Genomic DNA, 25,666 nt, shown 5'->3' with positions numbered 1-25,666 from the left:
ACGTTTTATTTTTTTATCTGAACGGTCAGTGCCATCAGAGCGCTGGCTGCTGTAAACAACGCAATTATCCAGCCCATCGTCCAGGGTGTGCCATCACTGAACAAGGCAAGAAGCAGTGAAGAGATGATGCCGCTGCCGTATTGTAACGCGCCCATTAGCGCCGACGCGGAGCCAGCCACATTAGGCACTGCGTCCAGAGCGCAAGCCGTGGATGTCGCCGCGATGATGCCATTCATAGAGAAGAACACGAACACAGCGCCGACAATCACGATAATCCCACCTACGCCCAGGCCGGTGGTGACCGCCAGCACTATCGCCGCAATAGCGGCGATGAATACGGCATTCCGGAGCAACGCTTCCAGTGGATAGCGGTGAACCAGGCGTCTATTGACCATGCTCACCGCCATCAGTCCAACAATGTTTACTGCAAACAGCCAACCGTAATGCTGCGGGTCGACGCCGAAGTACGTGATGTACACAAACGGGGAACCGGTGATAAAGGCGTAGGCTGCAACGTAGTAGAACGTCAGGCACAAAGTAAATCGCATGTATCTGGCGTTGGTGAGCAAGGCACAGTAGTTGTGAAATGCTCTGGTTACGGAGGCGTGCGAGCGTTTTTCAGCAGGTAATGTCTCCGGCAACCAGAATAAAGACAACAGCATTAATGTCCCGATAATCGCCAGCAGCCAGAAAATGGCATGCCACGAGGTGACTTTAATCATCTGCCCGCCGATCAGGGGCCCGGCAATCGGCGCGATGGCCATGATGATCATCAGAGTCGAAAGCATTTGTGCTGCACGAGTACGGCTAAACAGGTCACGGATCATTGCTCGAGCCAGCATCGGCCCGGTACAGGCACCTAACGCCTGAAAAACGCGCCAGAAGACTATTTGCACGATATCTGTTGATAACGCGCAGCCCACCGAGCCGACGATGAATAGACCTAAACCGATAAACAGCGGCAGTCGACGCCCACAACGATCGCTAATCGGTCCCCATATCAGTTGTGCGATGCAAAAGCCGATAAGAAACCCTGTGATTGTCAGCTCTGCGTCACCCTGTAAATCCTTTGCCATGACCGGCATAGCTGGAAGATAGATGTCGGTTGATAAAGAGGTAACAGCCATTAGTGCACTGAGAATGAGCAAAAATGATAGACCAGCTTTTTTTACTGTAGTTGAGTGAGTTCGCGACTGTTGATTAAGCATGGTGATCCGTTTGAAATGGAGATTTAGTATATGTTAACAGTTTTATAAATGCTGATAATCCGAGGCTGGAAAATAGGGACTATGAATGGTATTCATCAATATTTAGGATTGTTTTCGCCGACAGACAAGGAGTGTGCTCCGACAGATGATAACATCACAACATGTAGAGGCTTATAAGTCTTTACACCAAGCTAAAGTTGGATTTTCATAAAATCTCAATACAGTACGTCAAAGTATAATCATATTGGTTCAAATGAGTCATGTGGTTTATCACTCACATTTAATAAAATATTGCTTTCTTCATTTATTCTAATATATGAAAAAGGCAGCCAGGTCATCATATTCAAGTGGCAGATGCACATCAAAGTCATGTCGAGGAATTTTGACAAAGCGCCGATTATAATCGTACACAGTAAAACATCCGCAGCCCCCAACTAGACATTAGCATTGAGCCTTTACAGTATTGGTGCGCTTAATGCGTTTTATGCTAAATATCAACAACTTAGCGTCAAATTACAGCTGTTCTTCTGCAATGGCCTGCTCACTATCACTGCCAGCACGGCTTCAGTCGGGATAGATGGAGTCTTTTCTGGCATTAATGCCATAAAGACAAACACGTTTTTTTTTCAGGCAAATGGATACCCATCAGGCGAAGAATAAAGCCGCGCCACCCCCGGTTAACCGTAAGCGTACAGCGAGAACCGTATTGACGGGGATGTGTTATTCAGTTGGCAGTGTGATGCGCCAGGGTAGCAGCTCGCTGACCCGGTTGACCGGCCAGTCAGCTATGACGTCAAGGACATGGCGAAGGTAGCTTTCTGGATCCACGCCGTTCAGTTTGCACGTCCCGATCAGACTGTACAGCAATGCTCCCCGCTCACCACCGTGGTCTGAGCCGAAGAACAACCAGTTTTTACGACCCAGACTGACCATCCGCAGCGCATTTTCAGCGATGTTATTATCGGCTTCGGCCCAGCCGTTTTCTGCATAGTACGTCAGGGCCGGCCACTGGTTCAGGGTGTACGTGAACGCCTTTGCCAGCTCCGAGTGTCGCGACAGCGTTTTCATTTTTTCACGCAACCAGCTTTCCAGGGTACTAAGCAGCGGTTTCGTTTTCCGCTGACGTTCAGCAAGCCGTTGTTCCGCCAGCATTCCTCTTATTTCCGCCTCCACGGCATACAGTTCGCCGATACGCTTCAGGGCTTCCTCCGTCAGGGCTGACGGCGTGCGAACGTGCACATCGTGGATTTTACGGCGGGCGTGAGCCCAGCAGGCGGCTTCCGTTATCCGGCCATCGCGGTACAGCTCGTTGAACCCGGCGTACGCATCCGCCTGTAGCACACCGCTGAACCCCGCAAGATGGGTCTGCGGATGGATGCCTTTTCTGTCGGGGCTGTAGGCGAACCACACCGCCGGTGCCAGCGCTGACCCGGCGTTGCGGTCATCACGAACATACGTCCACAACCGCCCGGTCTTCGTCTTCTTATTGCCCGGCAACAGCACCTGGACCGGGGTATCATCGGCATGGAGTTTACCGTCAGTCAGGACATAGTCCTGAAGCGCCTCCTCCAGCGGGGACAGCAGCCGGCAGCATGCATCCACCCAGCCCGACAGCAGTGAACCGCTCAGTTCCACACCCTGGCGACCGTATATTTCAGACTGACGATACAGCGGTGTGTGCTCTGCATACTTTGAGGTCAGCACGCGGGCCATCAGCCCCGGTCCGGCGATACCCCGCTCAATGGGGCGCGAAGGCGCGGGGGCCTGCACGATGGCATCACATTTTGTGCAGGCATGTTTTTCCCGTACGGTCCGGATCACCCGGAAGGCGCTGCGCATCAGCTCCAGCTGTTCAGCGGCATCCTCACCCAGGTAACTCAGCGCACCACCACACTCCGGGCAGCAGGAACCCGCTGGCCGCAGGCGTTTTTCATCGCGGGGGAGTGATTCGGGGAACGGTTTGCGGGTGCGGGTCTGACGCAGAGTGCGCTGTACTGCCGGGTCATCCACCCGACCGGTCAGCGTATCGCTCTCTTTCTGAAGCCGGTTCAGATCGGCTTCCATTTGTGCGATGCGGCGGGAGACTTTTTCGGAACGGCTGCCGAAGTTCATCCGGCGAAGTTTATCCAGCTGCGCCTGCAGATGGTCTATTTCGCGCTCCCGGTCTGCCAGCTTTTCCAGCAGGGCACGGTTCAGCGCTTCCTGTTCGGCAAGGCGCTGTTTCAGCAGAAGGATGTCGTCAGAAGAGATGTCATTCATAAGCCAGCATTTTACCAGGCTTATTCTGCGACAACCAGGATAAAGAAGCCTACAGCATGGTCAGGGAGGTCAGCAACCGCTTCGGCTGTCGCCAGTCGATGCCTTCCAGCAGCATTGCCAGCTGCGCCGGGGTCAGGAACACTTTGCCACCGCGAGCTGACGGCCAGGCGAAGCGCCCGCGCTCCAGCCGTTTGGTCAGCAGGCACAGCCCGTCGCCGGTGGACCACAGAAGTTTAACCTGACTGCCGCTGCGGCCCCGGAAGATGAAGACATGGCCGGACATCGGTTCGTCTTTCAGCGCCGTCTGCACTTTTGCAGCCAGCCCGTTGAAGCCGTTTCTCATATCGGTAATACCGGCAACCAGCCAGATTTTGGTGCCTGTTGGTAGCGGGATCATCGCTTCAGTTCTTGTATCAGCAGAGTCAGAAGCTTTTCGCTGACAGTGCCGTTGAGGCGGAGTGTCCCGTGCCGGAACGTTACCTCACAGCAGATGCTGAGCTCTGAGTCCTCAGCGGGCGGTTCTGGTTGTACGGCGGTGGCATCGAGAGTCACAGGAAGTAACTGAGGACTCTCAGAGGAAGGTAATAGCAGCTTTCCCTCGCGCCACTGCTGGCGCCATTTAAAGAGCAGATTGGCATTAATGCCATTTTCAAGCGCCAGTTTTGAGATGGATATCCCGGGTTCGCAGGAGGCAGCAACGAGTTGCTGTTTAAACTCAGGAGAATAATTAGGGCAGCCTTTACGCCTGCCGGGAGTCATATTTTTCTGCATATCTGACACTTTGGTTCCCACTACTTATTTGGTGGACACCACTTTGTCGGATGCTTCAGATTATGACCAGACGGTTCACGCTGTACGCTTACTGAATACGCAGCATGGTCTCCAGCGGATAGGGCCGTCGGCCATTGCCCGCCTTGGGATAAAACGGCTCGATGACAGCGGTCATATTCTGCCATGGCAGAATCTGCTCCATGCGGGAGAGGAAAATCTCTTTTCGGGTCTGACGGCGCTTAGTGCTGAATTCACTATCGGCGAAGGTGAGTTGATGGCTCATGATGTCCCTCTGGGATGCGCTCCGGATGAATATGATGATCTCATATCAGGAACTTGTTCGCACCTTCCCTAAATGCATAACGACTGCATAAACGCACTCCTCCAAACTACGTCCTGCATCACCTCAGCTCGCGCTTCAGTCGTACATTTCATCTTTTTACTTATTATGGTATCACTATATTTATAAAATTATCTCTGACAGGGTCGTTTATTTGCGGGTTCCAGGCAATTCCTGTCTGCCAGGTTGTATGTTCCCCCTCAAGAGGTATAAGCCTGACGCCACAAGGAAGAATATGGATAACTGATGCAGGCAATAAGGCCACGCCGTTTTTGGTGGCAACAAGAGCCAGAAGAGTCTGAATGTCATCTGCTGGAAAGACTGTCTGGGGAGTGAGTTGACGAAGTGAAAGAAAACGCAATATCTGTTCCGACAGCCCCTCCCCTCTATCCCTGGATAATTGCAGGAGCTTCCTCGATCCTAGCAGCTCTGCCGCACTAGATAACTCAGTATCATGCTCGTGGGCTACGGCAAGAACTAGCTTTTCTTCTGCCAGAATTTTACTCTCCAGTCGTTCAGGTGCAGGAAGCCGAACAAACCCCGTCTGAAGTTGCCCTTCTGCAAGCTTCTGGAACTGTACTGCCGAGGACATATCATTCAGGGACACTTGCACGTCTGGATACAGAGCACGGAAAATAGCAACCTTTTCAGGGGCCACGCGGAAAGATGAAATACCGAAGCCTACCGTCAGTTTACCCACTAGTCCTTGCTGAATGCTGGACACATCAGTACGGAAATTATCATAGGATGCCAGTACTTCAGAAGCCCGTTGTAGTAACAGTTCTCCTGCAACGGTCAATCTGGCCCCATGACGGCCTCGCTGAAATAGGGTTATTCCTGATAAAGACTCTAGTGTCTGTATCTGCTTAGTCAATGCCGGTTGAGTGACACATAGTTTTTCAGCCGCCGAGTGGTACCGCTTCAGTTGCGAGAGAGTAACAAATGCACGCAATAACTTAATATCCACGGGTTGGCTCCTATATTTCCATACACTTTTTATCACTTAACCCATTACTGGTCCTCCGCCGCAGATATTCCCGTGGCGAACGATACCCCGGTGTACTATGCGGATGCCATTCGTTGTAATGTTCGAAGGCCTCCGCAAGGTTCTTTACCGATGTTAACCCATCGGGTTTCGGCATGATACTGATGTAGTCGCGCTTCATCGTTTTGACGAAGCTCTCTGTCATCCCGTTGATTTCCGGGCTGCGTACCGCCGTATGTTCAGGCTCCAGTCCTACTATTCTGGCGAACTGACGCGTCTGGTGAGACCGGTAGGCCGCACCGTTATCCGTCAGCCTCTCAACGGGGGATGACGGCAGGCTGTTACCGAAGCGACGCTCTACTGCAACCAGCATGACGTCCTGTACGGTTTCACTGTCATATCCACCGGTACTTGCCGCCCTGTACAGTGCTTCACGATCGCAGCAGTCCAGGGCGAACGTGACCTGCAGTTTTTCGCCATTATCACAGCTGAATCCGAAGCCGTCAGAGCACCACCGCTGGTTACTTTCTCCAACGACCACTTTCCCTGTATGCGCCCGCTTCGATGGCGGTATTGCCAGTTTACGCTCAAGCAGCAGCGCATTCTGACGCATGATGAGGTATTTTGGCATTGACCACCGCCATGTCGTCATGTTTCTGATTGTCTGCGCAGCAGTGCCCATACACGACGATAACCATAGGTGGGCAGAGCCCCGATAACAGTATGGATACGGGCCAGCGCTTCAGTATCATCCGTATGACGGCTGCGGCGGCCGTCCTTCCAGTCATCGGTTCGTCTGAGAATGACGTGCAACTGCGCACGCGACACCCGGAGACAACGGCTGACGAAGCTTACTCCCCATCCCCGGGCAATAAGGGCACGTGCGCTATTCACTTTTTTGGTGGCCATATTCAACGGCCTCTTTCAGCAGCTCGTTTTCCATTGTCTTCTTGCCCAGCAGACGCTGCAGCTGTTTGATTTGCTTCATCGCAGAGGCCAGCTCCGACGCGGGTACAACCTGTTCTCCTGCGACAACGGCGGTGAGGCTGCCTTCCTGTTACTGCTTACGCCACAGGAACAACTGACTGGCAGCAACACCATGCTGACGGGCGACCAGCGACACGGTCATTCCGGGCTCAAAGCTCTGCTGAATAATGGCGATTTTTTCCTGAACGTTGCCCCGTCTGCGCTTTTCTGGACCTAGAACATCAATCATCCGAACTCCAGCGACTAGTCTAAAAACTAGTATTAAGACTATCACTTATTTAAGTGATACTAACTGTCTGGAGATTTATGGGGCCAGTCTACCCAGAAAGGAAAATTATTATCAATAAGGAAGTATATTCGATGTCAATTCCGGCGAAGGTAACCGCCAGCAATTCCGGATTAAGCCTTTTGCCGCGGCAGACGGGGCACGGCCTACCTTCCATAAAACGGGAGACCCGCTTGCGCATCAGCGCGCTTTACGTGGTGGCAAACGTGTGCAGCACATATAGGCTCGCCCCGGTAAAGGTGCCTATAAAGCCGGCGCCATCTTTTTCTCGATAGCTTCGCGCGTCTCCGCCAGCGTCAGCCGGGATAGACCGGTACCGTCGGCGCCTCTTCGGTTGACAGGATCCAGCGCCGATCTTACTCCGGCAGCGCCTGCCAGGGTGTATCGACGTCATAGCCCAGCGTGACCTGAATATCGCGTAGATTTTGTCCCCGCCAGGCCGGCGGCCATGAGGCGATAGCCTTATCGCGGATGCTGAGGGTCGGAGTGGGCACTATCAGGTCATACATTTGGCCTAGGCCGTGCTGGACGGGCAGGTCACCTGGGGCGTATTGGCCGAAAAGTCCTCGGCATTCAGAAATGGCTGGCCGACGGATAGGGGCCCGCCCGCGAGTACATCATCCGTACCTGGCTTGAAAGCGTGGTCACGTTGCCCACCGACGAGCACGCGTTGCTGGCACCGTTCTGCTGCTGAAGCGCAACCGCCGGCGGCAGTCAACGTCGAGCACGCCGGCATGATCGATAATCCGCGGGCATAGGGCGCGACCGATTCAAAGTAGGGCCGCTGCGCCTCGGCATATATAGTGCCAAACGCCGGCGAAGACTTGCCGGAACCCGACACGCTGGAAAACACAGCCAGTGCGTTGCGCGGTATAGCGACGTTGACGTTTTTAAGATTGTGTTCGCCGCCGCCGCGAACGACCACCCAGTCGCCGTCGGTAACCTGTGCGGGTAGGGGAACAGGTTGTTTGTTTGCCATAGTTTTCCTGCATCGGGTAAATCGGGGTGCAATCACCGTAGTAGGATGGTGGCGGAAGTGCCAGGCATTGTTATAAAGGACTATGAGAGCGGTGAAGTTGGACCGCCGAAAAAACGGCCGCTAAGATTATGCAATTAACTCTTATATAGAACGAGGAGTTTGCATGATAGAAGCATTCACCAGCAGGGGCGAGGATCCCCATATCTTCATAAATGAATGGCGACCCGAGAGCCCTCTCGTCGATAATTAAACCAAATTTCTGACCTTCTGCAGGGCTTTATGCAGATTTTCATAACTGACGGATCCTAGTGCAAGTCGTATAGCTTGAGGTACATTCTGAGAAATACAAAAAGGTTCGGCAGTTGAAACCGAAATATTATTTTCCATTAATACTTTAACAACGTTGTCAGCCCTCATATCTTCCGGAAGAGGGAACCATGCAAAATACGAATCAGGATGTGATAGACAGGTCATGTGTCCAAGCGTTTCCTTAAGTATCCTCTGTCGCTCACGTGCATCACGCCTTTTCAGCGTTTCAAACCGTGACACAGTCCCGTCCTGAATCCAATTGCAGACCAGTGATACGATAAGAGATGGTGTATTCCATGTTGTTGCTCTTACTGCTCTTTCAAGAGCGGGACGATAAACCTCTGGACAGATAATTACGCCAATCCGCAACCCTGTCGCCACATTTTTGGAAAAACCGGTGACGTATATAGTTCTTTCCGGAGCAAAAAAAGCAACTGCCGGAGGTTGGGTTTTAACCAGATAATGATACGCAGCATCCTCAATTATTAGCAGATCATTTGAACGCGCAATATTAACAATTTCTTTACGTTGCTCATGGCTTAGTACCCAACCCAGAGGATTATGTAAAGTGGGCATTACATATATGGCTCGAACATGTCTTAACCTACAAATTTGACGCAAGGCTTCAAGATCTGGTCCGTTGTTTTTTACCGGGATAGGTATCAGTTCCAAATGATACAATGCACCAAGAACTTTAAAACCTGAGTATGTTAGCGCATCTACAGCGACAACATCCCCCGGTCTCAGGAGTCCCATTACTGTGACGGTTAACCCATGCTGAGCTCCATTGACTATAATCACGTTGTCCGCTTTTGGCTCAAAATCACCGCGCGAAAGATGCCCTGCAATAATTTGCCTGTCAGATAACCTCCCGGCATGCGGTTGGCACCGCAAGTGCGATTCAATATCGCCAGAACCAGATATTTGCCTGAGAGCTTCACGAAATAACTCTCCCTGTCCCGGTAGGGATGGATAATTAAAATTGAGGTCAATTATACCCGCCGCTACATCATGCTGATCGATACCATGTCCAGGAGGTAGTGATATTTCTCTGACAAAGGTTCCCCGTCCGATCTCCCCACTGACTAAGCCCATTGTCTCCAACTCAGCATAGACCCGGGTAGCTGTAGCCAGTGAAATACGCTTACTGGCAGCCAGATCCCTGTGTGTAGGTAACCGGGTCCCTGCTGTCAATTCTCCGGATCGAATTAAATCAACGTATTTATCAACAATCATTTTGTACTTGTTTTTCATTGAATGTATCTATGACAATAATTTGATTGTAGTACATTTAGTACACTAGTATGAGTTTAAAAGCAACAGAACTGAGTTAATCAGGTTTCAAGCCAAGTTCTGCGCCGTTCGGTTCATTAGAAGCTAATTAATACATTGAAAAATAGGAGAAATTAAAGTGTTGAAGAGAGTCGAATTGATAATAGAACATAACGGGATATGGATCATAGCGCGTATCTTATTAGCGATGGTGTTTCTTTCATCGGGTGCGGCAAAAATGATTGATTTTCAGGGGGGAATGAGAGAAATGCGTGCTGCAGGACTACATCCTGATTGGCTTTTCAACATCGTTACCGCACTGCTTCTGCTCCTCAGTTCACTATTAATCATACTCGACAAAGCTCTTTGGGTAGGAACGGTCGCATTGAGCATTTTCCTACTGCTAACAATTGTCCTGGTTCACCATTTCTGGGATATGCCGCAACCAGATTCCACACAAGCCATGTTCTGGGCCGTGGAGCATGTTTCTCTTGTAGGTGGATTGCTTTCGGCTGCTATTGCTAGTCGCTCCAGACAAAAACTTATTTAGTCATAGGGCAGTACGGTATGAAGTTAATGGTTGAAAAGTTCGCCCACAGTATCGGCCTGCTGTGCAGATACAAAGGCTTTTACCCCATCCATCTTGTAACTAATTCGACCCAAGGAGTTTTTTAGATGATAACACTGGAAAATGAAGCTCAACCCCGGTCTATACAGACTCAGGAAAGCATTTTTATTGAAGAAAAAGCTTTTCGTTCCCGGATGGTATTAGTGTTCGGTAACATCACTGATACAATTGCATCTGATACTGTTCGCAGGTTGCTGACACTGGACGCAGAATCAAACGCCCCCATTACAATGATAATATCGTCACCCGGGGGACATCTTGAGTCGGGCGATGTAATACATGATGTGTCCCGTTTTGTGTCTTCACCGGTCAATATGGTAGGTACAGGGTGGGTAGGTAGCGCAGCCACGCATCTATACCTTGGCGCCCCCCGTGTAAGACGATTCTGCTTACCGCAGACACGTTTTCTCATTCATCAGCCAAGTGGTGGAACTGGAGGGGCTGCCAGCGATATAGCACTTCAGGCTGCAGAAATCATCAAGGCGCGAGAACGCATTGCTCGTGTGATTGCTCGAGAAAGTGGTCAGCCGTTAGAGCGGGTACTTGAGGATATTGAACATGATTTGTGGATGTCGGCATCGGAAGCAGTTGAATATGGATTGGTCTCTCGCATCATTACCCGCCGTGAGGAACTTCTCCATATTGATGATCGCTGAAGCACAAAGAAGAGGTAAGTTAAATAACTTACTGATACTTTTGGATATTTATACAGAAAGTCCGGAGATATTCTGATGAAATAGTTTATCACTTTGCCCATGAGTGGCTGCGTGAACAATTAATTCATATTTTAACAGCAAAAGATACCGTGGGTAAACCATTGTTCTATGGTTGCTGGTCGGAGGATATTTCATGTCAACAGAAATTCTGATCGCATTTATTATTTATGCATTTGTTACCTCAATTACACCCGGGCCTAATAACACTATGTTGCTTGCATCAGGTCTGAATTATGGTTTTAAACGTAGCCTTCCCCATGTTCTTGGCATCAGCATTGGTTTTGCTCTAATGGTCATTGCCGTTGGTACTGGTCTTGGTCGTGTGTTTGAAAATTGGCCTCAGGTGTATATAGCCTTACGGATATGCGGTGCGACTTATTTAATATATCTGGCATGGAATATAGCCACAGCGTTGCCGATGTCGAAAATATCTGAATCATCAGCGCGCCCATTTAGCTTCTGGGAAGCAGCAGGATTTCAGTGGGTTAATCCTAAAGCATGGATTATGGCAACTGGCGCCATTACTACTTATTTACCTCAGGGAGAGAATGTTCGCTCTGTAATATTTTTATCGATTTTATTCGCAAGTATTAATGCGCCAAGTGTTAGTATATGGGTCACTTTTGGAGCGACTCTGCGTCACTGGTTAAATGACATAAAGTATCTCCGGATTTTCAACGTGTGTATGGCAATGCTTTTATTAGCATCTCTTTATCCTTTGCTATTTTTATGACATGAAATATAGCTCAAGTATCAATAATCCACAATGCAAGCTTACTGAGCTAAATAGCTGTGCCTAATACCGCTACACTTTTGCCTGACCATGTTTTCCTCCGGGGAATGGGCTGGCGGTTTCCATAAAATGGCGGACCTTTTTCAGTAACTGCCACATTGAGCGGCACTGATGATTACGGGTTATCGTGTCATGAAGTGCCTGCCATAGCCGTTCCACATGATTCACCCACGGCGAGTAAACCGGCTGGTAAATTACCCTGAACTTGGGATTTGCTTTCAACCAGCGCTGTGTTTCGCGGCTTTTATGGATAATGTAGTTATCAACGATCAGCGTGATTGTTTTCGCCCGCCGGTAAGTGGCTTTCAGGTGCTTCAGCAGAGCGATAAACAGCGCTGAACTTTTGCTGTTGCCGCCCACGTAGCTGACTTTACCCGTGCCACTGTGCAGTGCGCCGTCCAGATAGTATTTTTCGTTCTGCCCCGGCGTCACTACCCGTTTCTGCTGTCCGCGCAACTGCCAGTCCGCACCGATTTTAGGATTAAGGTGGATATCCACTTCATCTTCATAAAATACCGGATGCTCTGCGCTGCATTCATCCAGCGCTTTGTGGATTACCGCCATCTTTTCATCTTTATGTGGGTCACGGATACGCAGAGTTGGCGCGGCCCTGCGCCATACAAGCCCCGCAGATGGCAACCAGCGGCGAACGGTTCCTGCATGTAACTGGCAACCGGTTATCTCATTGATTTTTATTGCCAGTAATTCGGTGCTCCAGCGTGAACGTTGATAACCAAAATCGCCGGGAGAATGCTTTATCAGCTCACGTAACAGGGTGCAGATATGTTCAAAAGGCCAGCGTCGGGAGCGCCCTGCGGGTAAGGATTTCAGGCCTTCAATACCTGAGTGCGTAAACCAGTTAATCCAGCGACCAACGGATGAACGGGCACAACAGAGAGTTCTGGCAACATCGCTGACCCGTTCACCCCGATGAAGCATCAGCATGGCCGTGAGTCTGCGGGCATGATTTTTATCGCGCGTTTTATGAATAGCTTTCTGCATCAGGCGTCGTTCGCCACGGGGTATTGGTGCTATGATCGGCATCGCTCAGTCCGGTTGGTGGTTTTGGTTGGTTTGGCGATTGATCAGATCGCACAATCCGGGCTGAGTTCCCTTTCAGTGATCTACTATTCCGCGCAGCTATTTAGTTCAATATGAGGTGTTTTATGAAAAGAGTTCTCGGTAGATTATCATCAATCAATGTACGTAAAGTGCTTTGGACATGTAGCGAATTGGGCTTGCTGTTTCAACATGAAGAATGTGATATAGATTTGATTGCATCATCGCCGATGCAATCAGGCTTTGTATTCACCGAACTAAACCCCAATGCTATAGTACCTATACTGCTGGATAACAAGTTCGTGCTGTGGGAGTCCAATATCATCATACGTTACCTCGCTAATCGTTATGGAGGTACTGGACCCTTTTTGGGTCGGTTTTTAGAACCCTGGCCTCTGGTATAATGTGAACATTATGAACAAATACACTGCTGGACTCAGATTTCACGATATCTCTGCTTTCCCAGCCTGCGTTTTCATTCCGGAAAGGATATATTCAGGTTATGGAGCGAAATGGGGAAAGGAATTACTCTATCTATTTAGTTTCAAGAAGCCTTTTACTTTAGTGTTCATTAACGCCTTTAACGAATCAAAGGAAGATCGTATCTACCGTTTCGAGTGGATGAAGCACAATCAGCAGTTGTTGTCTGAATATTGTCGGTCCATTATCACTATTATTACTGATAAAGATATCCGAGAGAGTATCATACTCCAAGGAGCAGCCTCGACATATATATTTACTATCCCCCATGAAGTTGTCGGATCCTTCACAGAGGCGCTTACCCTTACGGATACTCTCATCCCTGATAGCTAAAGATAGAACAAACGGCCCGATGGCCGTTTGTTTGATAGATACATGTGAGGTTAGTAATCTTGTTATGTCAAAATCTAATTATTGATACTAAAATAATTTTCCATTTTCGGCACAAAAAGATGGATCTTCATCAGAAAACCTAGCTGTTCTGGCATCCCGTTCGTAGCCCTGAGATTCACACATAATACCGTACAATTCTGGCCGACGTCCGTGGATCCACCTGCGTCCGGTGGACATAGTAAGCAGACCAAGATCAAGTTCTGCGTATACAATCGTATCTTCATATGAAAATGCTTCACTGACGATCCTGCCGTAAGGATCAATAATCATCGCGTTACCAGTGCGGATTTCTCCGTTATCCAAGCCTACACCATTGCTGAATAGAATGAAGAATCCATTGTCATGTGCCCGTGAGGGCAACCAGCGCATTAGCCACCCCCGGCCGCTATCTCCTCGAAAAGCAGCCATTAACTTCTCCGGATCATTATGCCTATTCTCCCAGAGACTGACCTCAATAGGTTTCATACCGAATGGGCTTCGTGAGTCAGTTCCGCCTGTCTGGTGTGGGGCAACAAGAATATCAGCACCCAGCAATGCTGTTATGCGCGCATTCTCAACAAGATTATTGTCCCAGCAAATGAGAATACCAATACGCACCCCCCAAGGCGTATCAAAAACAGTAAAATTATTTCCACTGGAAATGTTTGGATGCTCAAAAGCATGTAACTTCCTATGTATATGGATCTTACCATCCGGCATACAGACTGCGTAAGAATTATATAATATATCGTCGCTTCCCTTCTCTATGAAACCTACACCTATGGCCATATGATAATTTACGGCATTAGTGACAATTCTGGACAACGATGGACTGTCTTCAACTCGTTCTGCCAGATCATTTAAAGTTTCAGTTGTGAGATTTGGTATATGCCAATATCCAGTAATGCACATTTCTGGAAATACAAGGAGCTGCACATTTTCTCGATGAGCCTGAATAATGAAATTTTCTATGACCGATAAATTGTACTGCTTGTCATCGGCCCGGTGACAAAATTGGACTGTAGCGGCACGAATGCATTTTTCCATCATATATTTCCTCATCTAACAATTAGAATGCTATTTCATCAGAGAGGATTAACCATGTATAATCAGAATTTATCACTAACTGATAACTAGATGTAATGGATTAGACTGACCCCATGAATCTCCAGACAACCAATATCACTTAAATAAGTGATAGTCTTAATGCTAGTTTTTAGACTAGTCATTGGAGAACAGATGATTGATGTCTTAGGGCCGGAGAAACGCAGACGGCGTACTACACAGGAAAAGAACGCTATTGTTCAGCAGAGCTTTAAACCGGGAATGGCTGTCTCCCTTGTTGCCCGGCAACATGGTGTGGCAGCCAGCCAGCTATTTCTCTGGCGTAAGCAATACCAGGAGGGAAGTCTTACTGCTGTGGCTGCCGGAGAACAGGTCGTTCCTGCCTCTGAACTTGCTGCCGCCATGAAGCAGATTAAAGAACTCCAGCGCCTGCTCGGCAAAAAAACGATGGAAAATGAACTCCTTAAAGAAGCCGTTGAATATGGACGAGCAAAAAAGTGGATAGCGCACGCGCCCTTATTGCCCGGGGATGGGGAGTAAGCTTCGTCAGCCGTTGTCTCCGGGTGTCGCGTGCGCAGTTGCACGTCATTCTCAGACGAACCGATGACTGGAAGGACGGCCGCCGCAGCCGTCACACGGATGATACGGATGTGCTTCGCCGTATACACCATGTTATCGGAGAGCTGCCCACATATGGTTATCGTCGGGTATGGGCGCTGCTTCGCAGACAAACAGAACCTGATGGTATGCCTGCGATCAATGCCAAACGTGTTTACCGGATCATGCGCCAGAATGCGCTGTTGCTTGAGCGAAAACTGGCAATACCGCCATCGAAGCGGGCGCATACAGGGAAAGTGGTCGTTGGAGAAAGTAACCAGCGGTGGTGCTCTGACGGCTTCGGATTCAGCTGTGATAATGGCGAAAAACTGCAGGTCACGTTCGCCCTGGACTGCTGCGATCGTGAAGCACTGTACAGGGCGGCAAGTACCGGTGGATATGACAGTGAAACCGTACAGGACGTCATGCTGGGAGCAGTGGAACGCCTCTTTGGCAGCGAGCTTCCGGCGTCTCCAGTGGAGTGGCTGACGGATAATGGTTCATGCTACCGGGCGAATGAAACACGTCAGTTCGCCAGGATGTTGGGACTTGAACCGAAGAACACGGCAGTGCGGAGCCCGGAGAGTAACGGAATAGCAGAGAGCTTCGTGAAAACGATAAAGCGTGACTACATAAGTATCATGCCGAAACCCGATGGGTTAACATCGGTAAAGAACCTTGCAGAGGCGTTCGAGCATTATAACGAATGGCATCCGCATAGTGCGCTGGGTTATCGCTCGCCACGGGAATATCTGCGGCAGCGGGCCAGTAATGGGTTAAGTGATAAAAAGTGTATGGAAATATAGGGGCAAATCCACTTGAAACTGACGATGATCTGGCCGCATTTTTCACATGGTGGGAACCGCGCCGTGTTTCAAAATCCCTGACGGTACAGTATGACAAAGTACTCTATCTGATTGAAGATAATGAATTAAGCCGCAGAGCTCTTGGGAAGTACATTGAGGTCTGGCATTAGCCGGATGGCCGGAAAGAACTCCGGCTAAACGGGGGTCGTCCTTCCCTACTTTACCTATGATCGCCTTCAGGAAATTGACCAGGGCGCTATCGTGAACAACAAGCGCCTCGGGCGGACACTTGAATTTATTAAGATTGTTCAGGACAAACGCGACAACAACCGGTCACGGGCTCTTCCTGCTGGAGATGGCCCCCCGCGGAGACGGAGAAAACCAACTGAGAAGAAATCCCAGCGCTCGCTTAACGATGACGATATGCTGGAAGCATTGAAGACACTACAATCACGTTCTGAGGAGATTTTTGGGTCAGGGAAATGGGTAATGACTCCAACTTATTGATAGTGTTTTATGTTCAGATAATGCCCGATGACTTTGTCATGCAGCTCCACCGATTTTGAGAACGACAGCGACTTCCGTCCCAGCCGTGCCAGGTGCTGCCTCAGATTCAGGTTATGCCGCTCAATTCGCTGCGTATATCGCTTGCTGATTACGTGCAGCTTTCCCTTCAGGCGGGATTCATACAGCGGCCAGCCATCCGTCATCCATATCACCACGTCAAAGGGTGACAGCAGGCTCATAAGACGCCCCAGCGTCGCCATAGTGCGTTCACCGAATACGTGCGCAACAACCGTCTTCCGGAGCCTGTCATACGCGTAAAACAGCCAGCGCTGGCGCGATTTAGCCCCGACGTATCCCCACTGTTCGTCCATTTCCGCGCAGACGATGACGTCACTGCCCGGCTGTATGCGCGAGGTTACCGACTGCGGCCTGAGTTTTTTAAATGGCGGAAAATCGTGTTGAGGCCAACGCCCATAATGCGGGCGGTTGCCCGGCATCCAACGCCATTCATGGCCATATCAATGATTTTCTGGTGCGTACCGGGTTGAGAAGCGGTGTAAGTGAACTGCAGTTGCCATGTTTTACGGCAGTGAGAGCAGAGATAGCGCTGATGTCCGGCAGTGCTTTTGCCGTTACGCACCACCCCGTCAGTAGCTGAACAGGAGGGACAGCTGATAGAAACAGAAGCCACTGGAGCACCTCAAAAACACCATCATACACTAAATCAGTAAGTTGGCAGCATCACCCGTTAACAGTACAACGTCGGCACCCGGTAATTTAATATACATTTCGTGGCTCAATGGCTGGCCTGTCAACACCCCTGTCAACGCTTCGCCCCATACCTCGCGGTATGCAACGCATGACTCGGGGACCTTGTGGATTGCTGGTCCTTCAATGGTCGGGGACTTTCACCCCTTGATCTCTACCGGTCTCCCGGCGCACACTGGTTATATATACAGTGTTTTTAAGTGATCGGAGGTTGTGCCTATGTTCTTAATTCCAATGGAAAATCCTGAGAAAATTGCCATCCCTTTATTTCTCGAGCGGTGTGCAGCTGGCTTCCCCAGCCCTGCCCAGGATTATACTTCCAGTGAGCTAGACCTGAACGATTATTGCATCAGGCATCCATCCGCAACATATTTCGTGCGAGCTCAGGGAAACAGCATGCAGGATGTCGGTATGCGTGATGGAGATTTGCTGGTGGTGGACCGTTCTCTGCGTCCTCAACATCGCGATATCGTGATCGCCGAAGTGGACGGCGGCTTCACTGTTAAACAGCTCCAGACCACTCCCAGACTGGCCCTGTTGCCTATGAACAATGCTTATTCCCCAATTTACCCAGACCCCGATGAACTGACAATTTTTGGCGTGGTGACTCATTGGGTTCATCGTGCCCGGGGTAATCTGTAATGTATGCTCTGGCGGATGTGAACAGTTTCTATTGCAGTGTTGAGAAATGCTTCAGACCCGATTTACGCGATAAACCAGTGGTCGTCCTGTCTAACAACGACGGCTGCGTTATAGCTCGTTGTAAACTGGCCAAAAAATTCGGGATTCCAATGGGTTTACCCTGGTTTAAGTTGCGTGAGCAGCGTTTCCCGGAGCCCGTGATTGCCTTCTCCAGTAACTACGAGCTGTATGCCAGCATGAGCGCCAGAGTACATTTCTGCCTGGAGGAATTATCATCCCGTGTCGAAGAGTATTCCATCGATGAGTCGTTTATTTGGGCTGGTGGGATTGATAACTGCATGACGTTTGAGGAATACGGACATCAGCTAAGGGATCATGTTTTCCGCTGCACTGGACTGACGATAGGGGTAGGCCTGGCCCCTACAAAAACCCTTGCTAAAGCCTGCCAGTATTCCAGTAAGACCTGGCCCCAGTTCGGAGGGGTACTCGCACTGACTGCAGGCCAGCGTAATCGGATAGATAAGATGCTTTCTCTGATGCCGGTAGAGGAGGTGTGGGGGGTTGGTGGACGAACCACAAGTAAGCTTCATGCAATGGGCATAACCACTGCGCTGGAGCTGGCTCGTACTAACCCTGCATTCATAAGACGAAACTTCACCGTAGTTCTTGAACGAACAGTGAGGGAACTACGGGGAGAAAGTTGTATCGACCTGGAGGATGCCCCGCCACCAAAACAACAGATCATATGCAGCAGGAGCTTTGGGCAGCGTATAACAACGTATGAAACCATGCGGCAGGCAATTTGCCAGTATGCTGAACGTGCTGCGGAAAAATTGCGCCAGGAACGTCAATACTGCGGTCAGGTATCAGTTTTCATAAAAACCTCGCCTTTTTCAAAACATGAACCCTATTACAGCAAAGTCTCCAGCGAACAGCTCTGCATTCCATCACGTGATACGCGGGACATTATCGCGGCGGCTGGCCGGGCTCTGGATAAAATCTGGAAAGAAGGACATAACTATGCAAAGGCGGGAGTCATGCTCAACGATTTCCGTCCCTGCGGAGTTACCCAGCTATCGTTATTTGATGAAGGGAGGTCGTATGCAAACAGTGACGCGCTCATGAACGTACTGGATACGATAAATAACTCAGGCAAAGGCAAAGTATGGTTTGCCGGTCGGGGCATCGCACCGGCGTGGTCAATGAAGAGAGATATGCTCTCTCCAGCCTACACAACGAGGTGGGACTCGATACCGATCGCTACACTCTGAGTTATCGCAATCAGGAAAAATGCCTTCCGTCTGCTGGTGGTTGATATTTGCTCTGGTGTTACCATTTGGGTATAATGTAATGACCAAATGGAGGTTTGCTATGAAAACTTTTAGTTTGTCCTCAACTCCAGCCAGACCACAGCGCCTCTGGCAGGTTGCCGGGTTAAATAATGCTGATGGTGTAGCGCTCCTGGGCCAAATCAATGAAGGCCTGGACGGGAAGGTGGTGAACCGGATCACTGACTGGGCCAGAATAACCCAGAATGACCTGAGAAAAATGTCCGGTATCCCGTCAACCACATTTAGCCGCAGTGTGAAGGCACGTTTTAACCCGGAACAAAGTGAACGTCTGGTACGGATTATCCGCGTTATTGATCGGGCGGTAGATTTGTTTGAAGGCGACAGGGAAGCCGCACAGAAGTGGTTGAACGAACCTAACCGGGCATTGAGCTGGAAAGTGCCAGCAGACCTGATGGCATCCGAAACGGGAGCCTATGAGGTCATTAAGCTGATTACGCGTCTGGAGCATGGGGTGTACTCGTGATCCTCTACAGGCTGACGAAAACAAAGTATCTTTCTACGGCCTGGACCGGATATGGTGCGAAAGAGGCTGGTGGGCGCTGGAATAGCGTGGGGGTGTCAATGGTATATGTCTCCGAAACGGCATCACTAACGATGCTGGAGACGCTGGTACACCTGCATGCGGCACAGATAATGGAATCTTTCACGCTACTGAGTATCGATGTGCCTGATGAACTGATCCAAAGCGCAAACATGGATGAATTACCGGACAACTGGGCTGATGAGGATGCGCCTCAGGAACTGGCTGATTACGGAGATGCCTGGTCATTTACCAGGAGCTCGGTTGCTCTGCGTGTTCCCTCAGCCTTATCGCCGGTAGAGTTCAACTATCTGTTAAATCCTGAGCACCCTGAGTTTTACGGGATTGTGCAGAAGGCTCAACAGATACCGTTCCGGTTTGATAGTCGTCTTAAACCTGACAGGAAGTGAAGCAAAGGAGGAGAGGGCGCTGTCATGATGCCTGGCGCTCCTGTCCGGTGTCACATAAAAAAAGCCCGCCAGCGGCGGGCAAAGACTACACACAGCTATTACAGGATGATTCAGGCAGTTTCTTCGTAAACGTTGTAATCCAGCTTTGCTCCACTGTAATTCTGCAGACTACGGGCTTTATTCATCGCGCAGCTGAACGCATTCGAACGATCGCCTGCAGTCCCGTTATGCCCATAGCGGGCAATTTCATACGGTTTCTCATAACTGCATTCTTCCAGCACAATAAAGGCTCCCGGTTCACTGGTCAGCAATTCGAAACCAAGACCTGCGGCCTTTGTATTCCTTAGCTGGTAATATGCAGTGAGTGTCATAATTGATTCCTTAAAATAATACCGATACAAAAATATTTCTACAGGCATTTGAGTCTGTGAAATTGCTGATAGTTCAGAGTGCTTGTAAGTAATAATAACTTATTCAAGTGGCGCGTCAATTGGCTAAATAACCTTACCTTCATTAAATTTTGAAAGAAATACAATCAGGAAAAGTGACTTTAAAAATCTCTTTCGAACATGACGCTACTGATATCTGATATTGCCTGGAGAATTTTGTCATAGGCGTAGACCTCTATTTGGGCGTAAATCTTCAAACTGGTAGCTGAGTCGTTTGGTTAACATCAGACATGGGCGCAGCTGGCGAACAAGGGGGTTGTTCTGGCACTACATTGCGTCTGCACAGAACCGCTACACTGGACGGCGCAGAAGTGGTAACCGGAGCATATCGACAGAGGGGAAAATTCATGACTGAACTCCAGCAGATGCAGGGCAGAAAAATGGCGGAAACCATCTTAAAAGTTATTAACTTACCAGCTTATTAGCCCTGGGAGGATGGGAGTAAACACGGTATAATGGTGTCGGCGCTTGAGGCTTTTTGCCTCATGATGTTTGAGTGTTTTGATGTTGTGAGGCAGAAAGAAGAAAGCCCCGTAGGACGTTAATTTTCATTAACCAACCACACGAGGCCATCTGCTTGACTAGACACCAACAGAGTAGCCTCTTAGCTGCCGTAAGGCAAGGAGATGTATGGGTCCACCACATATTGCAATTTTTACTCTCACGTAAAATATAGTCCACTGGCGTCATCAGTTCGAGTGATTTATGTGGCCTTTTGCTGTTATACAGCACCAGATATTCAGCCATTCTTTGATTAAACAAATTCAGGTCCTCAAAAAGCAACAATTCATTGAATTCAATAAATTGTTCTCTAAGTGTCCGGTTAAATCGCTCACAGGTCGCATTCATTTTCGGTGTGTACGGATAGGTCCAGATGTGTTTAATCGAGGCTTCCTGTAGCGTTTTATCAAAGTTACCGAGGAACTCCTTACCGTTGTCAGTGACAACTTGTCTGATAGCGACAGGAAAGAGCTTTGTGGCCTTGCTGAAGAAATGGCTGGTAATATCGCTGTTGAGTGAAGGGACCGCCAGGGCCAGCGCATAGTCGCTGTGCTCGTCGATCATGGTAATGATATAGCGGCGTAGGTCCCCCATCCTGAGTTCAATCGCGTCCATCCCTATGAGTTCGCCTGTTTTTACCGGGCGGTATTGTTTTGGTCTTCTGGGCTTCACTGAGCGTTTTTTTATCAACCGGGCTTTGCCCCTGGCGCTGAGGCGTACGGGGATCATCCGCATTTTATCGTGAGCACCAGCAATGATTCTTCCAATGGTTGACGTGCTGGGACAGGTAAAATGCCGCGCTTCACACGGAAGTGCGGACAAATTCCTGGACCTTCAGGAGTTAATTTATGCATTCATACGAGGACCGGATTCGGGCCGTCGAACTCTATTACCGGTACGGAAAGAAAGCCTCCGTTGTCGTCATGGAGCTGGGATATCCTTCCACAAAACAGCTGGGCCGTTGGGTTCGGATTTATGAAGAGAAGGGCGATTTACCCAGGGAATTAAAACCAAGAGAACGCTATTCACGTACACAGAAAATTGCTGCTGTTGAGCATTATCTTACTCACGGTGGTTGCCTGTCGTACACTCGCCGAGCCATCGGCTACCCCAGTAACGAAATTCTAAAGCGCTGGATTGAAGAGTTTTACCCAAATGCGCGTCCCCTGGTCATTCGCTCAGGCACAAGCAAATGCTTCAGCCCGCAAGAGAGGTCTCAGGCCGTCCGGGAGCTCTGTAACCGACGTGGAACCGCGCGTAAAGTTGCACAAAGCATAGGCGTCAGCGTCCCGGTCCTGTACAAATGGAAGAAAGACCTTATCAGTGACGAGGCTTATCAATCCATGCGCAAACGAAAGGCAGCCCCTCAGGATAAAAATCAGGATGCTTTACTCGGTGAAATCCAGCATCTCAGGAAGCAGGTTCATCAGCTGCAGCTCGAACGTGACATACTGACAAAGGCGAATGAACTGATAAAAAAAGATCTGGGCATCAGCTTTCTGAAACTGAAAAACAGGGAGAAAACCCTGATAGTTGATGCCCTTAAGAAAAAGTACCCCGTTGCTGAGTTGCTAAGCGTTCTGCAACTTGCCCGCAGCTGTTATTTTTACCACAAAGCCAGCAAACGTCTGTACGATAAGTATGCGGAAATACGCGTGATCATGGCCGATATCTTTGAGGAGAATTACCGCTGTTACGGCTACCGGCGCCTTCACGCGATGCTTCGCAGTAACAACAGGGTTATTTCTGAAAAGGTTGTCCGCAGACTGATGGCAGAAGAGCAGCTCGTTGTTAAGCGCACCAGGCGACGACGATATAACTCTTACTGTGGCGAAATCGGTCCGGCACCGGAAAATTTACTCGCCCGGGATTTTAGTTCCTGCAGGCCAAATGAGAAGTGGCTGACCGATATTACGGAGTTCCAGCTTCCGGCTGGAAAAGTCTATCTGTCGCCGGTTATCGACTGCTTTGATGGCCAGGTTGTAAGCTGGTCGATAGGAACACGCCCGGACGCGACGCTGGTGAATACGATGCTCGATGACGCACTCGATACGCTCAACGAACATGATAAACCGGTGATACACAGCGATCGTGGTGGCCATTACCGGTGGCCGGGCTGGCTCGAGCGTATCAACACCTCCGGACTTATAAGGTCCATGTCGCGCAAAGGATGCTCGTCGGATAATGCTGCGTGTGAAGGCTTCTTCGGGCGTATCAAAAACGAAATGTTCTATGGCAGAGACTGGGCGGGTATCACGCTGGAAAAATTTATCTGCTTCCTGGACAGGTACATACGCTGGTATAACGAGAAACGTATCAAGCTATCATTAGGTGCAATGAGTCCTGTGAAGTACCGGCAGCATCTTGGGATCACAACATAACAGTCCAGGAAAACATCCGCAGCCCCTTTGAACCATTCTAAAATGTCCCCAGACAATTCTCTGGGGGATTTTTCATGATCAAAGAGACTGTTACGATGAGTCATAAGGAACTCCACCGACTTCAGATTATTCAGGAGTCAATTAATCGACATATTACTCAGGAACAAGCTGCGGCACGCATTGGCATTTCTATTCGGCAGGTTAAACGTCTGGTGCAACGGTATAGAAATGAAGGGCCTTCTGGTCTGGTTTCCCACCGACGTGGAAAGCGTCCTAATAATTCCTTTTCTACTGAATTCAGAGCAACAGTAATTTCACTCCTCAAAGGCCGTTACGCTGATTTTGGACCTACGTTTGCGTGCGAAAAATTGCGCGAGATACACGGTTTATCTTTATCCGTTGAAACTCTCAGAAAGTGGATGATAGAAGAGGGGTTATGGCGTGAACGCCGTCGTAAAATTGCCCGTATATATCAACGCCGCATGCGACGACCATCTTACGGTGAACTGATCCAGATTGATGGCTCACCTCATGACTGGTTTGAAAATCGAGGCCCCAGATGTACACTGATCGTTTTCATTGATGATGCCACCAGTGCGTTGATGGCGTTGCGTTTTGTGCCTGCTGAAACAACCCGGGCTTACATGGAAACCCTCCGGGGTTACCTTAATGATCATGGCGTACCGCTCGCTCTCTACTCTGATAGACACAGTATATTCAGGGTAAATAACCCAGAGCGGGAAGGTGAGCTGACCCAGTTCACTCGTGCGATAAAGACACTGGGCATCGAGCCAATCCATGCCAACAGCCCGCAGGCAAAAGGGCGGGTAGAGCGCGCCAATCAGACACTACAGGACAGGCTGGTCAAAGAAATGCGGCTTCAGAATATCAGTGATATTGAAACAGCAAATGCATGGTTGCCGACCTTTATTGAAGCCTATAACAACCGGTTCGCTACGTCGCCTCGTACTACTGATAATGCTCATCTTGATGTGCACCATTCTGAAGAGGAACTGGGTTATATCTTCAGCCTACAGGCGAAGCGCGTTCTGTCTAAAAATCTCACTTTCCAGTACAAAAGCAGTGCGTTTCAGGTACGCAGTGAGGGCCGGGGATATCGACTTAGGCATTCGGTTGTTACTGTATGCGAGAACTTTGACGGTGAAATTAACGTTCTGTATGACGGGAAAGCGCTGGGCTGGGAAAAGTATGTTGATGGCCCGGAGCCTATACCACTGGATGATGAAAAGAGTGTCCATGAACGAGTGGATAATGCCCGTATTGATTTACGCTCAAAATACTATGTTAAACCTAAAGCTGACCATCCCTGGCTTACGCGCCGAACGCAAAGTCATCAGCAAGTTAAGCCCCCGAAGTTACCTAAAAAGAAGCCTGATCCCGATAAAAAAGATTGAAACCAAGATCGATTCGGTTGAGTGCATATCCATTCATAGGGTAGATTCTTAAGTCGCGTTTCTGGTGTTCATTTTCGGGTGGTTTGTTACTTGTTTTACCGGGGATATGCCAGAAACGCGCTGAGTCAGTCTGGGCGGTGCGCGTAATGCGGCGTTATGGTAAATAGCCTATGCTAATGTCCGCTAAGAGCGAGAAGCGGACGTTTGGTTGACGAACTATATATATAAAAAAACATAGCCCGTCAGAATTGTGTTTTAGGGTTTGCTGATAACTGCAACATATAAAATTGAACCATCATTTTCATGGCTTACCGGTCCACTGACCCGTACCAGGTCCTGAGCATCGAAGTGCTGCCCGTTCCAGACTTTCTGCGGGATGCGGACTTTGATGGTACCGGTTGGGTCGCGGAACGTATACCACTCGTCCTGCTGCTGGCTGACAACATTGCCTTCCAGTGTGATCCACGCCCCTTCGTGCATTGACGATACGATCTGAATCCGGCTTTGACTATTCTCCTGCTGAACTTTATGACCGGCATACATGTGCTCAGTGACGACAGGCTCTTTCTCTGCGGAGAAGCCACCTTGCGCTGCCAGAGCAGGAATGGCGATGAACGAAGTGAGTAACACTCCGGTGACGAACTGACTGAAATATTGTTTTTGCATAGCAGATTCCATTTATAATTTTACATCCCCCATGGGGGATATTGTCGATGATAAATGAGCGGCTATAAAAGCTCAATTCCTATCCCCGGCAGGGGGATAAAAATATGATGGGCTTCAGAAATATAAAACCCACCGGTTGGTGG

At 49.4% G+C, this 25,666-nt stretch carries 23 protein-coding genes and 5 pseudogenes; 13 read left to right on the top strand and 15 right to left on the bottom strand.

The features are described 5' to 3' along the window. Positions 1–5: 5 nt before the first annotated feature. The 9 genes and pseudogenes from BJF97_RS29665 to BJF97_RS29615 form a co-directional block, all read right to left on the bottom strand. Positions 6–1,208, bottom strand: a complete 1,203-nt coding sequence (locus BJF97_RS29665) for a multidrug effflux MFS transporter (RefSeq protein ID WP_070083055.1) — start codon at positions 1,206–1,208, stop codon at positions 6–8. Between the two features lie 720 nt (positions 1,209–1,928). Continuing rightward, a complete protein-coding gene (gene tnpC / locus BJF97_RS29660; RefSeq protein WP_070083054.1) occupies positions 1,929–3,467 on the bottom strand; it encodes an IS66 family transposase in 1,539 nt (512 codons plus the stop codon). A gap of 49 nt (positions 3,468–3,516) precedes the next feature. Next, positions 3,517–3,864: an IS66 family insertion sequence element accessory protein TnpB gene (gene tnpB, locus BJF97_RS29655; protein ID WP_070083053.1), complete on the bottom strand. Its 348-nt coding sequence runs from the start codon at positions 3,862–3,864 to the stop codon at positions 3,517–3,519. Further along, positions 3,861–4,238: an IS66-like element accessory protein TnpA gene (gene tnpA, locus BJF97_RS29650; protein ID WP_004114613.1), complete on the bottom strand. Its 378-nt coding sequence runs from the start codon at positions 4,236–4,238 to the stop codon at positions 3,861–3,863. The genes tnpB and tnpA overlap by 4 nt, the downstream gene beginning before the upstream one ends. A gap of 94 nt (positions 4,239–4,332) precedes the next feature. Further along, positions 4,333–4,521: pseudogene (locus BJF97_RS29645) on the bottom strand (IS5/IS1182 family transposase); the annotation flags it as partial. Between the two features lie 163 nt (positions 4,522–4,684). Then, complete coding sequence (locus BJF97_RS29640; RefSeq protein WP_070083051.1) at positions 4,685–5,545, bottom strand: LysR family transcriptional regulator; 861 nt, start codon at positions 5,543–5,545, stop codon at positions 4,685–4,687. 10 nt (positions 5,546–5,555) lie between these two features. Then, positions 5,556–6,779, bottom strand: a pseudogene (locus BJF97_RS33420) (IS3 family transposase). Between the two features lie 130 nt (positions 6,780–6,909). Continuing rightward, positions 6,910–7,815 (bottom strand): annotated as a pseudogene (locus BJF97_RS33415) (excinuclease ABC subunit A); the annotation flags it as partial. Positions 7,816–8,061: 246 nt separating this feature from the next. Further along, positions 8,062–9,378, bottom strand: coding sequence for an aminotransferase-like domain-containing protein (locus tag BJF97_RS29615; protein WP_070083048.1), 1,317 nt, complete (start codon positions 9,376–9,378; stop codon positions 8,062–8,064). A 157-nt stretch (positions 9,379–9,535) separates the two neighbouring features. Here BJF97_RS29615 and BJF97_RS29610 point away from each other — a divergent pair, with 157 nt between their 5' ends. The 3 genes from BJF97_RS29610 to BJF97_RS29600 all read left to right on the top strand — a co-directional run bounded on the left by BJF97_RS29610 (position 9,536) and on the right by BJF97_RS29600 (position 11,473). Beyond that, positions 9,536–9,946, top strand: a complete 411-nt coding sequence (locus BJF97_RS29610) for a DoxX family protein (RefSeq protein WP_070083047.1) — start codon at positions 9,536–9,538, stop codon at positions 9,944–9,946. Between the two features lie 125 nt (positions 9,947–10,071). After that, positions 10,072–10,680 carry an ATP-dependent Clp protease proteolytic subunit gene (locus BJF97_RS29605; protein ID WP_070083046.1) on the top strand — a complete coding sequence of 203 codons (609 nt, stop codon included), beginning with the start codon at positions 10,072–10,074 and terminating at the stop codon, positions 10,678–10,680. Between the two features lie 193 nt (positions 10,681–10,873). Continuing rightward, the gene (locus BJF97_RS29600) at positions 10,874–11,473 is read left to right on the top strand and encodes a LysE family translocator (protein ID WP_023283488.1); all 600 of its coding nucleotides are present in this window, start codon (positions 10,874–10,876) and stop codon (positions 11,471–11,473) included. Positions 11,474–11,545: 72 nt separating this feature from the next. On the opposite strand, the gene BJF97_RS29595 is transcribed toward BJF97_RS29600, so the two are convergent. Next, the gene (locus BJF97_RS29595) at positions 11,546–12,577 is read right to left on the bottom strand and encodes an IS630-like element ISEc33 family transposase (RefSeq protein ID WP_070083045.1); all 1,032 of its coding nucleotides are present in this window, start codon (positions 12,575–12,577) and stop codon (positions 11,546–11,548) included. A 110-nt stretch (positions 12,578–12,687) separates the two neighbouring features. Between BJF97_RS29595 and BJF97_RS33410 the strand changes: the two genes are divergently transcribed. Then, positions 12,688–12,996: a glutathione S-transferase N-terminal domain-containing protein gene (locus tag BJF97_RS33410; protein ID WP_306823293.1), complete on the top strand. Its 309-nt coding sequence runs from the start codon at positions 12,688–12,690 to the stop codon at positions 12,994–12,996. A gap of 10 nt (positions 12,997–13,006) precedes the next feature. Continuing rightward, positions 13,007–13,405 (top strand): hypothetical protein, encoded by a 399-nt coding sequence (locus tag BJF97_RS29590; RefSeq protein WP_033128602.1) that lies wholly within the window; start codon positions 13,007–13,009, stop codon positions 13,403–13,405. 87 nt (positions 13,406–13,492) lie between these two features. Here BJF97_RS29590 and BJF97_RS29585 read toward each other — a convergent pair whose 3' ends face one another. After that, a complete protein-coding gene (locus BJF97_RS29585) occupies positions 13,493–14,491 on the bottom strand; it encodes a nitrilase family protein (RefSeq protein ID WP_070083044.1) in 999 nt (332 codons plus the stop codon). A 192-nt stretch (positions 14,492–14,683) separates the two neighbouring features. Here BJF97_RS29585 and BJF97_RS29575 point away from each other — a divergent pair. Both BJF97_RS29575 and BJF97_RS33405 read left to right on the top strand, forming a co-directional pair. Further along, a protein-coding gene (locus BJF97_RS29575) for an IS3 family transposase (RefSeq protein WP_167877429.1) occupies positions 14,684–15,912 on the top strand; the annotation gives its coding sequence in 2 pieces (ribosomal slippage) (positions 14,684–14,999 and positions 14,999–15,912; 1,230 coding nt in all). An 11-nt stretch (positions 15,913–15,923) separates the two neighbouring features. Continuing rightward, positions 15,924–16,419, top strand: a pseudogene (locus tag BJF97_RS33405) (ISNCY family transposase); the annotation flags it as partial. Here the strand turns inward: BJF97_RS33405 and BJF97_RS29570 are convergent. Beyond that, a protein-coding gene (locus BJF97_RS29570; RefSeq protein ID WP_095033700.1) for an IS1-like element IS1B family transposase occupies positions 16,413–17,110 on the bottom strand; the annotation gives its coding sequence in 2 pieces (ribosomal slippage) (positions 16,413–16,861 and positions 16,861–17,110; 699 coding nt in all). The pseudogene BJF97_RS33405 and the gene BJF97_RS29570 sit on opposite strands and share 7 nt — an antisense overlap. Before the next feature lie 296 nt (positions 17,111–17,406). Between BJF97_RS29570 and umuD the strand changes: the two genes are divergently transcribed. From umuD to BJF97_RS29550, 4 genes are all read left to right on the top strand, one after another. After that, positions 17,407–17,829, top strand: a complete 423-nt coding sequence (gene umuD, locus BJF97_RS29565) for a translesion error-prone DNA polymerase V autoproteolytic subunit (protein WP_004181893.1) — start codon at positions 17,407–17,409, stop codon at positions 17,827–17,829. Further along, positions 17,829–19,100 carry a translesion error-prone DNA polymerase V subunit UmuC gene (gene umuC, locus BJF97_RS29560; RefSeq protein ID WP_004197886.1) on the top strand — a complete coding sequence of 424 codons (1,272 nt, stop codon included), beginning with the start codon at positions 17,829–17,831 and terminating at the stop codon, positions 19,098–19,100. The genes umuD and umuC overlap by 1 nt, the downstream gene beginning before the upstream one ends. 100 nt (positions 19,101–19,200) lie before the next feature. Then, complete coding sequence (gene parS, locus BJF97_RS29555) at positions 19,201–19,644, top strand: type II RES/Xre toxin-antitoxin system antitoxin (protein ID WP_004181895.1); 444 nt, start codon at positions 19,201–19,203, stop codon at positions 19,642–19,644. After that, complete coding sequence (locus tag BJF97_RS29550; RefSeq protein ID WP_070083042.1) at positions 19,641–20,111, top strand: RES family NAD+ phosphorylase; 471 nt, start codon at positions 19,641–19,643, stop codon at positions 20,109–20,111. The genes parS and BJF97_RS29550 overlap by 4 nt, the downstream gene beginning before the upstream one ends. 110 nt (positions 20,112–20,221) lie before the next feature. On the opposite strand, the gene BJF97_RS29545 is transcribed toward BJF97_RS29550, so the two are convergent. Then, positions 20,222–20,482 (bottom strand): hypothetical protein, encoded by a 261-nt coding sequence (locus tag BJF97_RS29545; protein ID WP_070083041.1) that lies wholly within the window; start codon positions 20,480–20,482, stop codon positions 20,222–20,224. 708 nt (positions 20,483–21,190) lie between these two features. Beyond that, positions 21,191–21,868 (bottom strand): annotated as a pseudogene (locus BJF97_RS29540) (IS481-like element ISKpn28 family transposase); the annotation flags it as partial. Positions 21,869–21,909: 41 nt separating this feature from the next. Between BJF97_RS29540 and BJF97_RS29535 the strand changes: the two are divergent. Together BJF97_RS29535 and BJF97_RS29530 are read left to right on the top strand one after the other, a co-directional pair. Continuing rightward, on the top strand, positions 21,910–23,442 hold the full coding sequence (locus tag BJF97_RS29535; protein WP_009310015.1) for an IS3-like element ISKpn38 family transposase: 1,533 nt from the start codon (positions 21,910–21,912) through the stop codon (positions 23,440–23,442). Between the two features lie 74 nt (positions 23,443–23,516). Continuing rightward, the gene (locus BJF97_RS29530; protein ID WP_004196353.1) at positions 23,517–24,857 is read left to right on the top strand and encodes an IS1202-like element ISEsa1 family transposase; all 1,341 of its coding nucleotides are present in this window, start codon (positions 23,517–23,519) and stop codon (positions 24,855–24,857) included. Positions 24,858–25,112: 255 nt separating this feature from the next. Here BJF97_RS29530 and BJF97_RS29525 read toward each other — a convergent pair whose 3' ends face one another. Beyond that, positions 25,113–25,535, bottom strand: a complete 423-nt coding sequence (locus BJF97_RS29525) for a nickel resistance OB fold protein NcrY (protein ID WP_032072095.1) — start codon at positions 25,533–25,535, stop codon at positions 25,113–25,115. Between the last annotated feature and the right edge of the window lie 131 nt (positions 25,536–25,666).

The organism is Klebsiella sp. LTGPAF-6F (assembly GCF_001753185.1).
Taxonomy (GTDB): Bacteria; Pseudomonadota; Gammaproteobacteria; order Enterobacterales; family Enterobacteriaceae; genus Klebsiella; species Klebsiella michiganensis.
The sequence above is the reverse complement of the archived record's forward strand: the minus strand, read 5'-3'. Positions and strand labels throughout refer to the sequence as shown.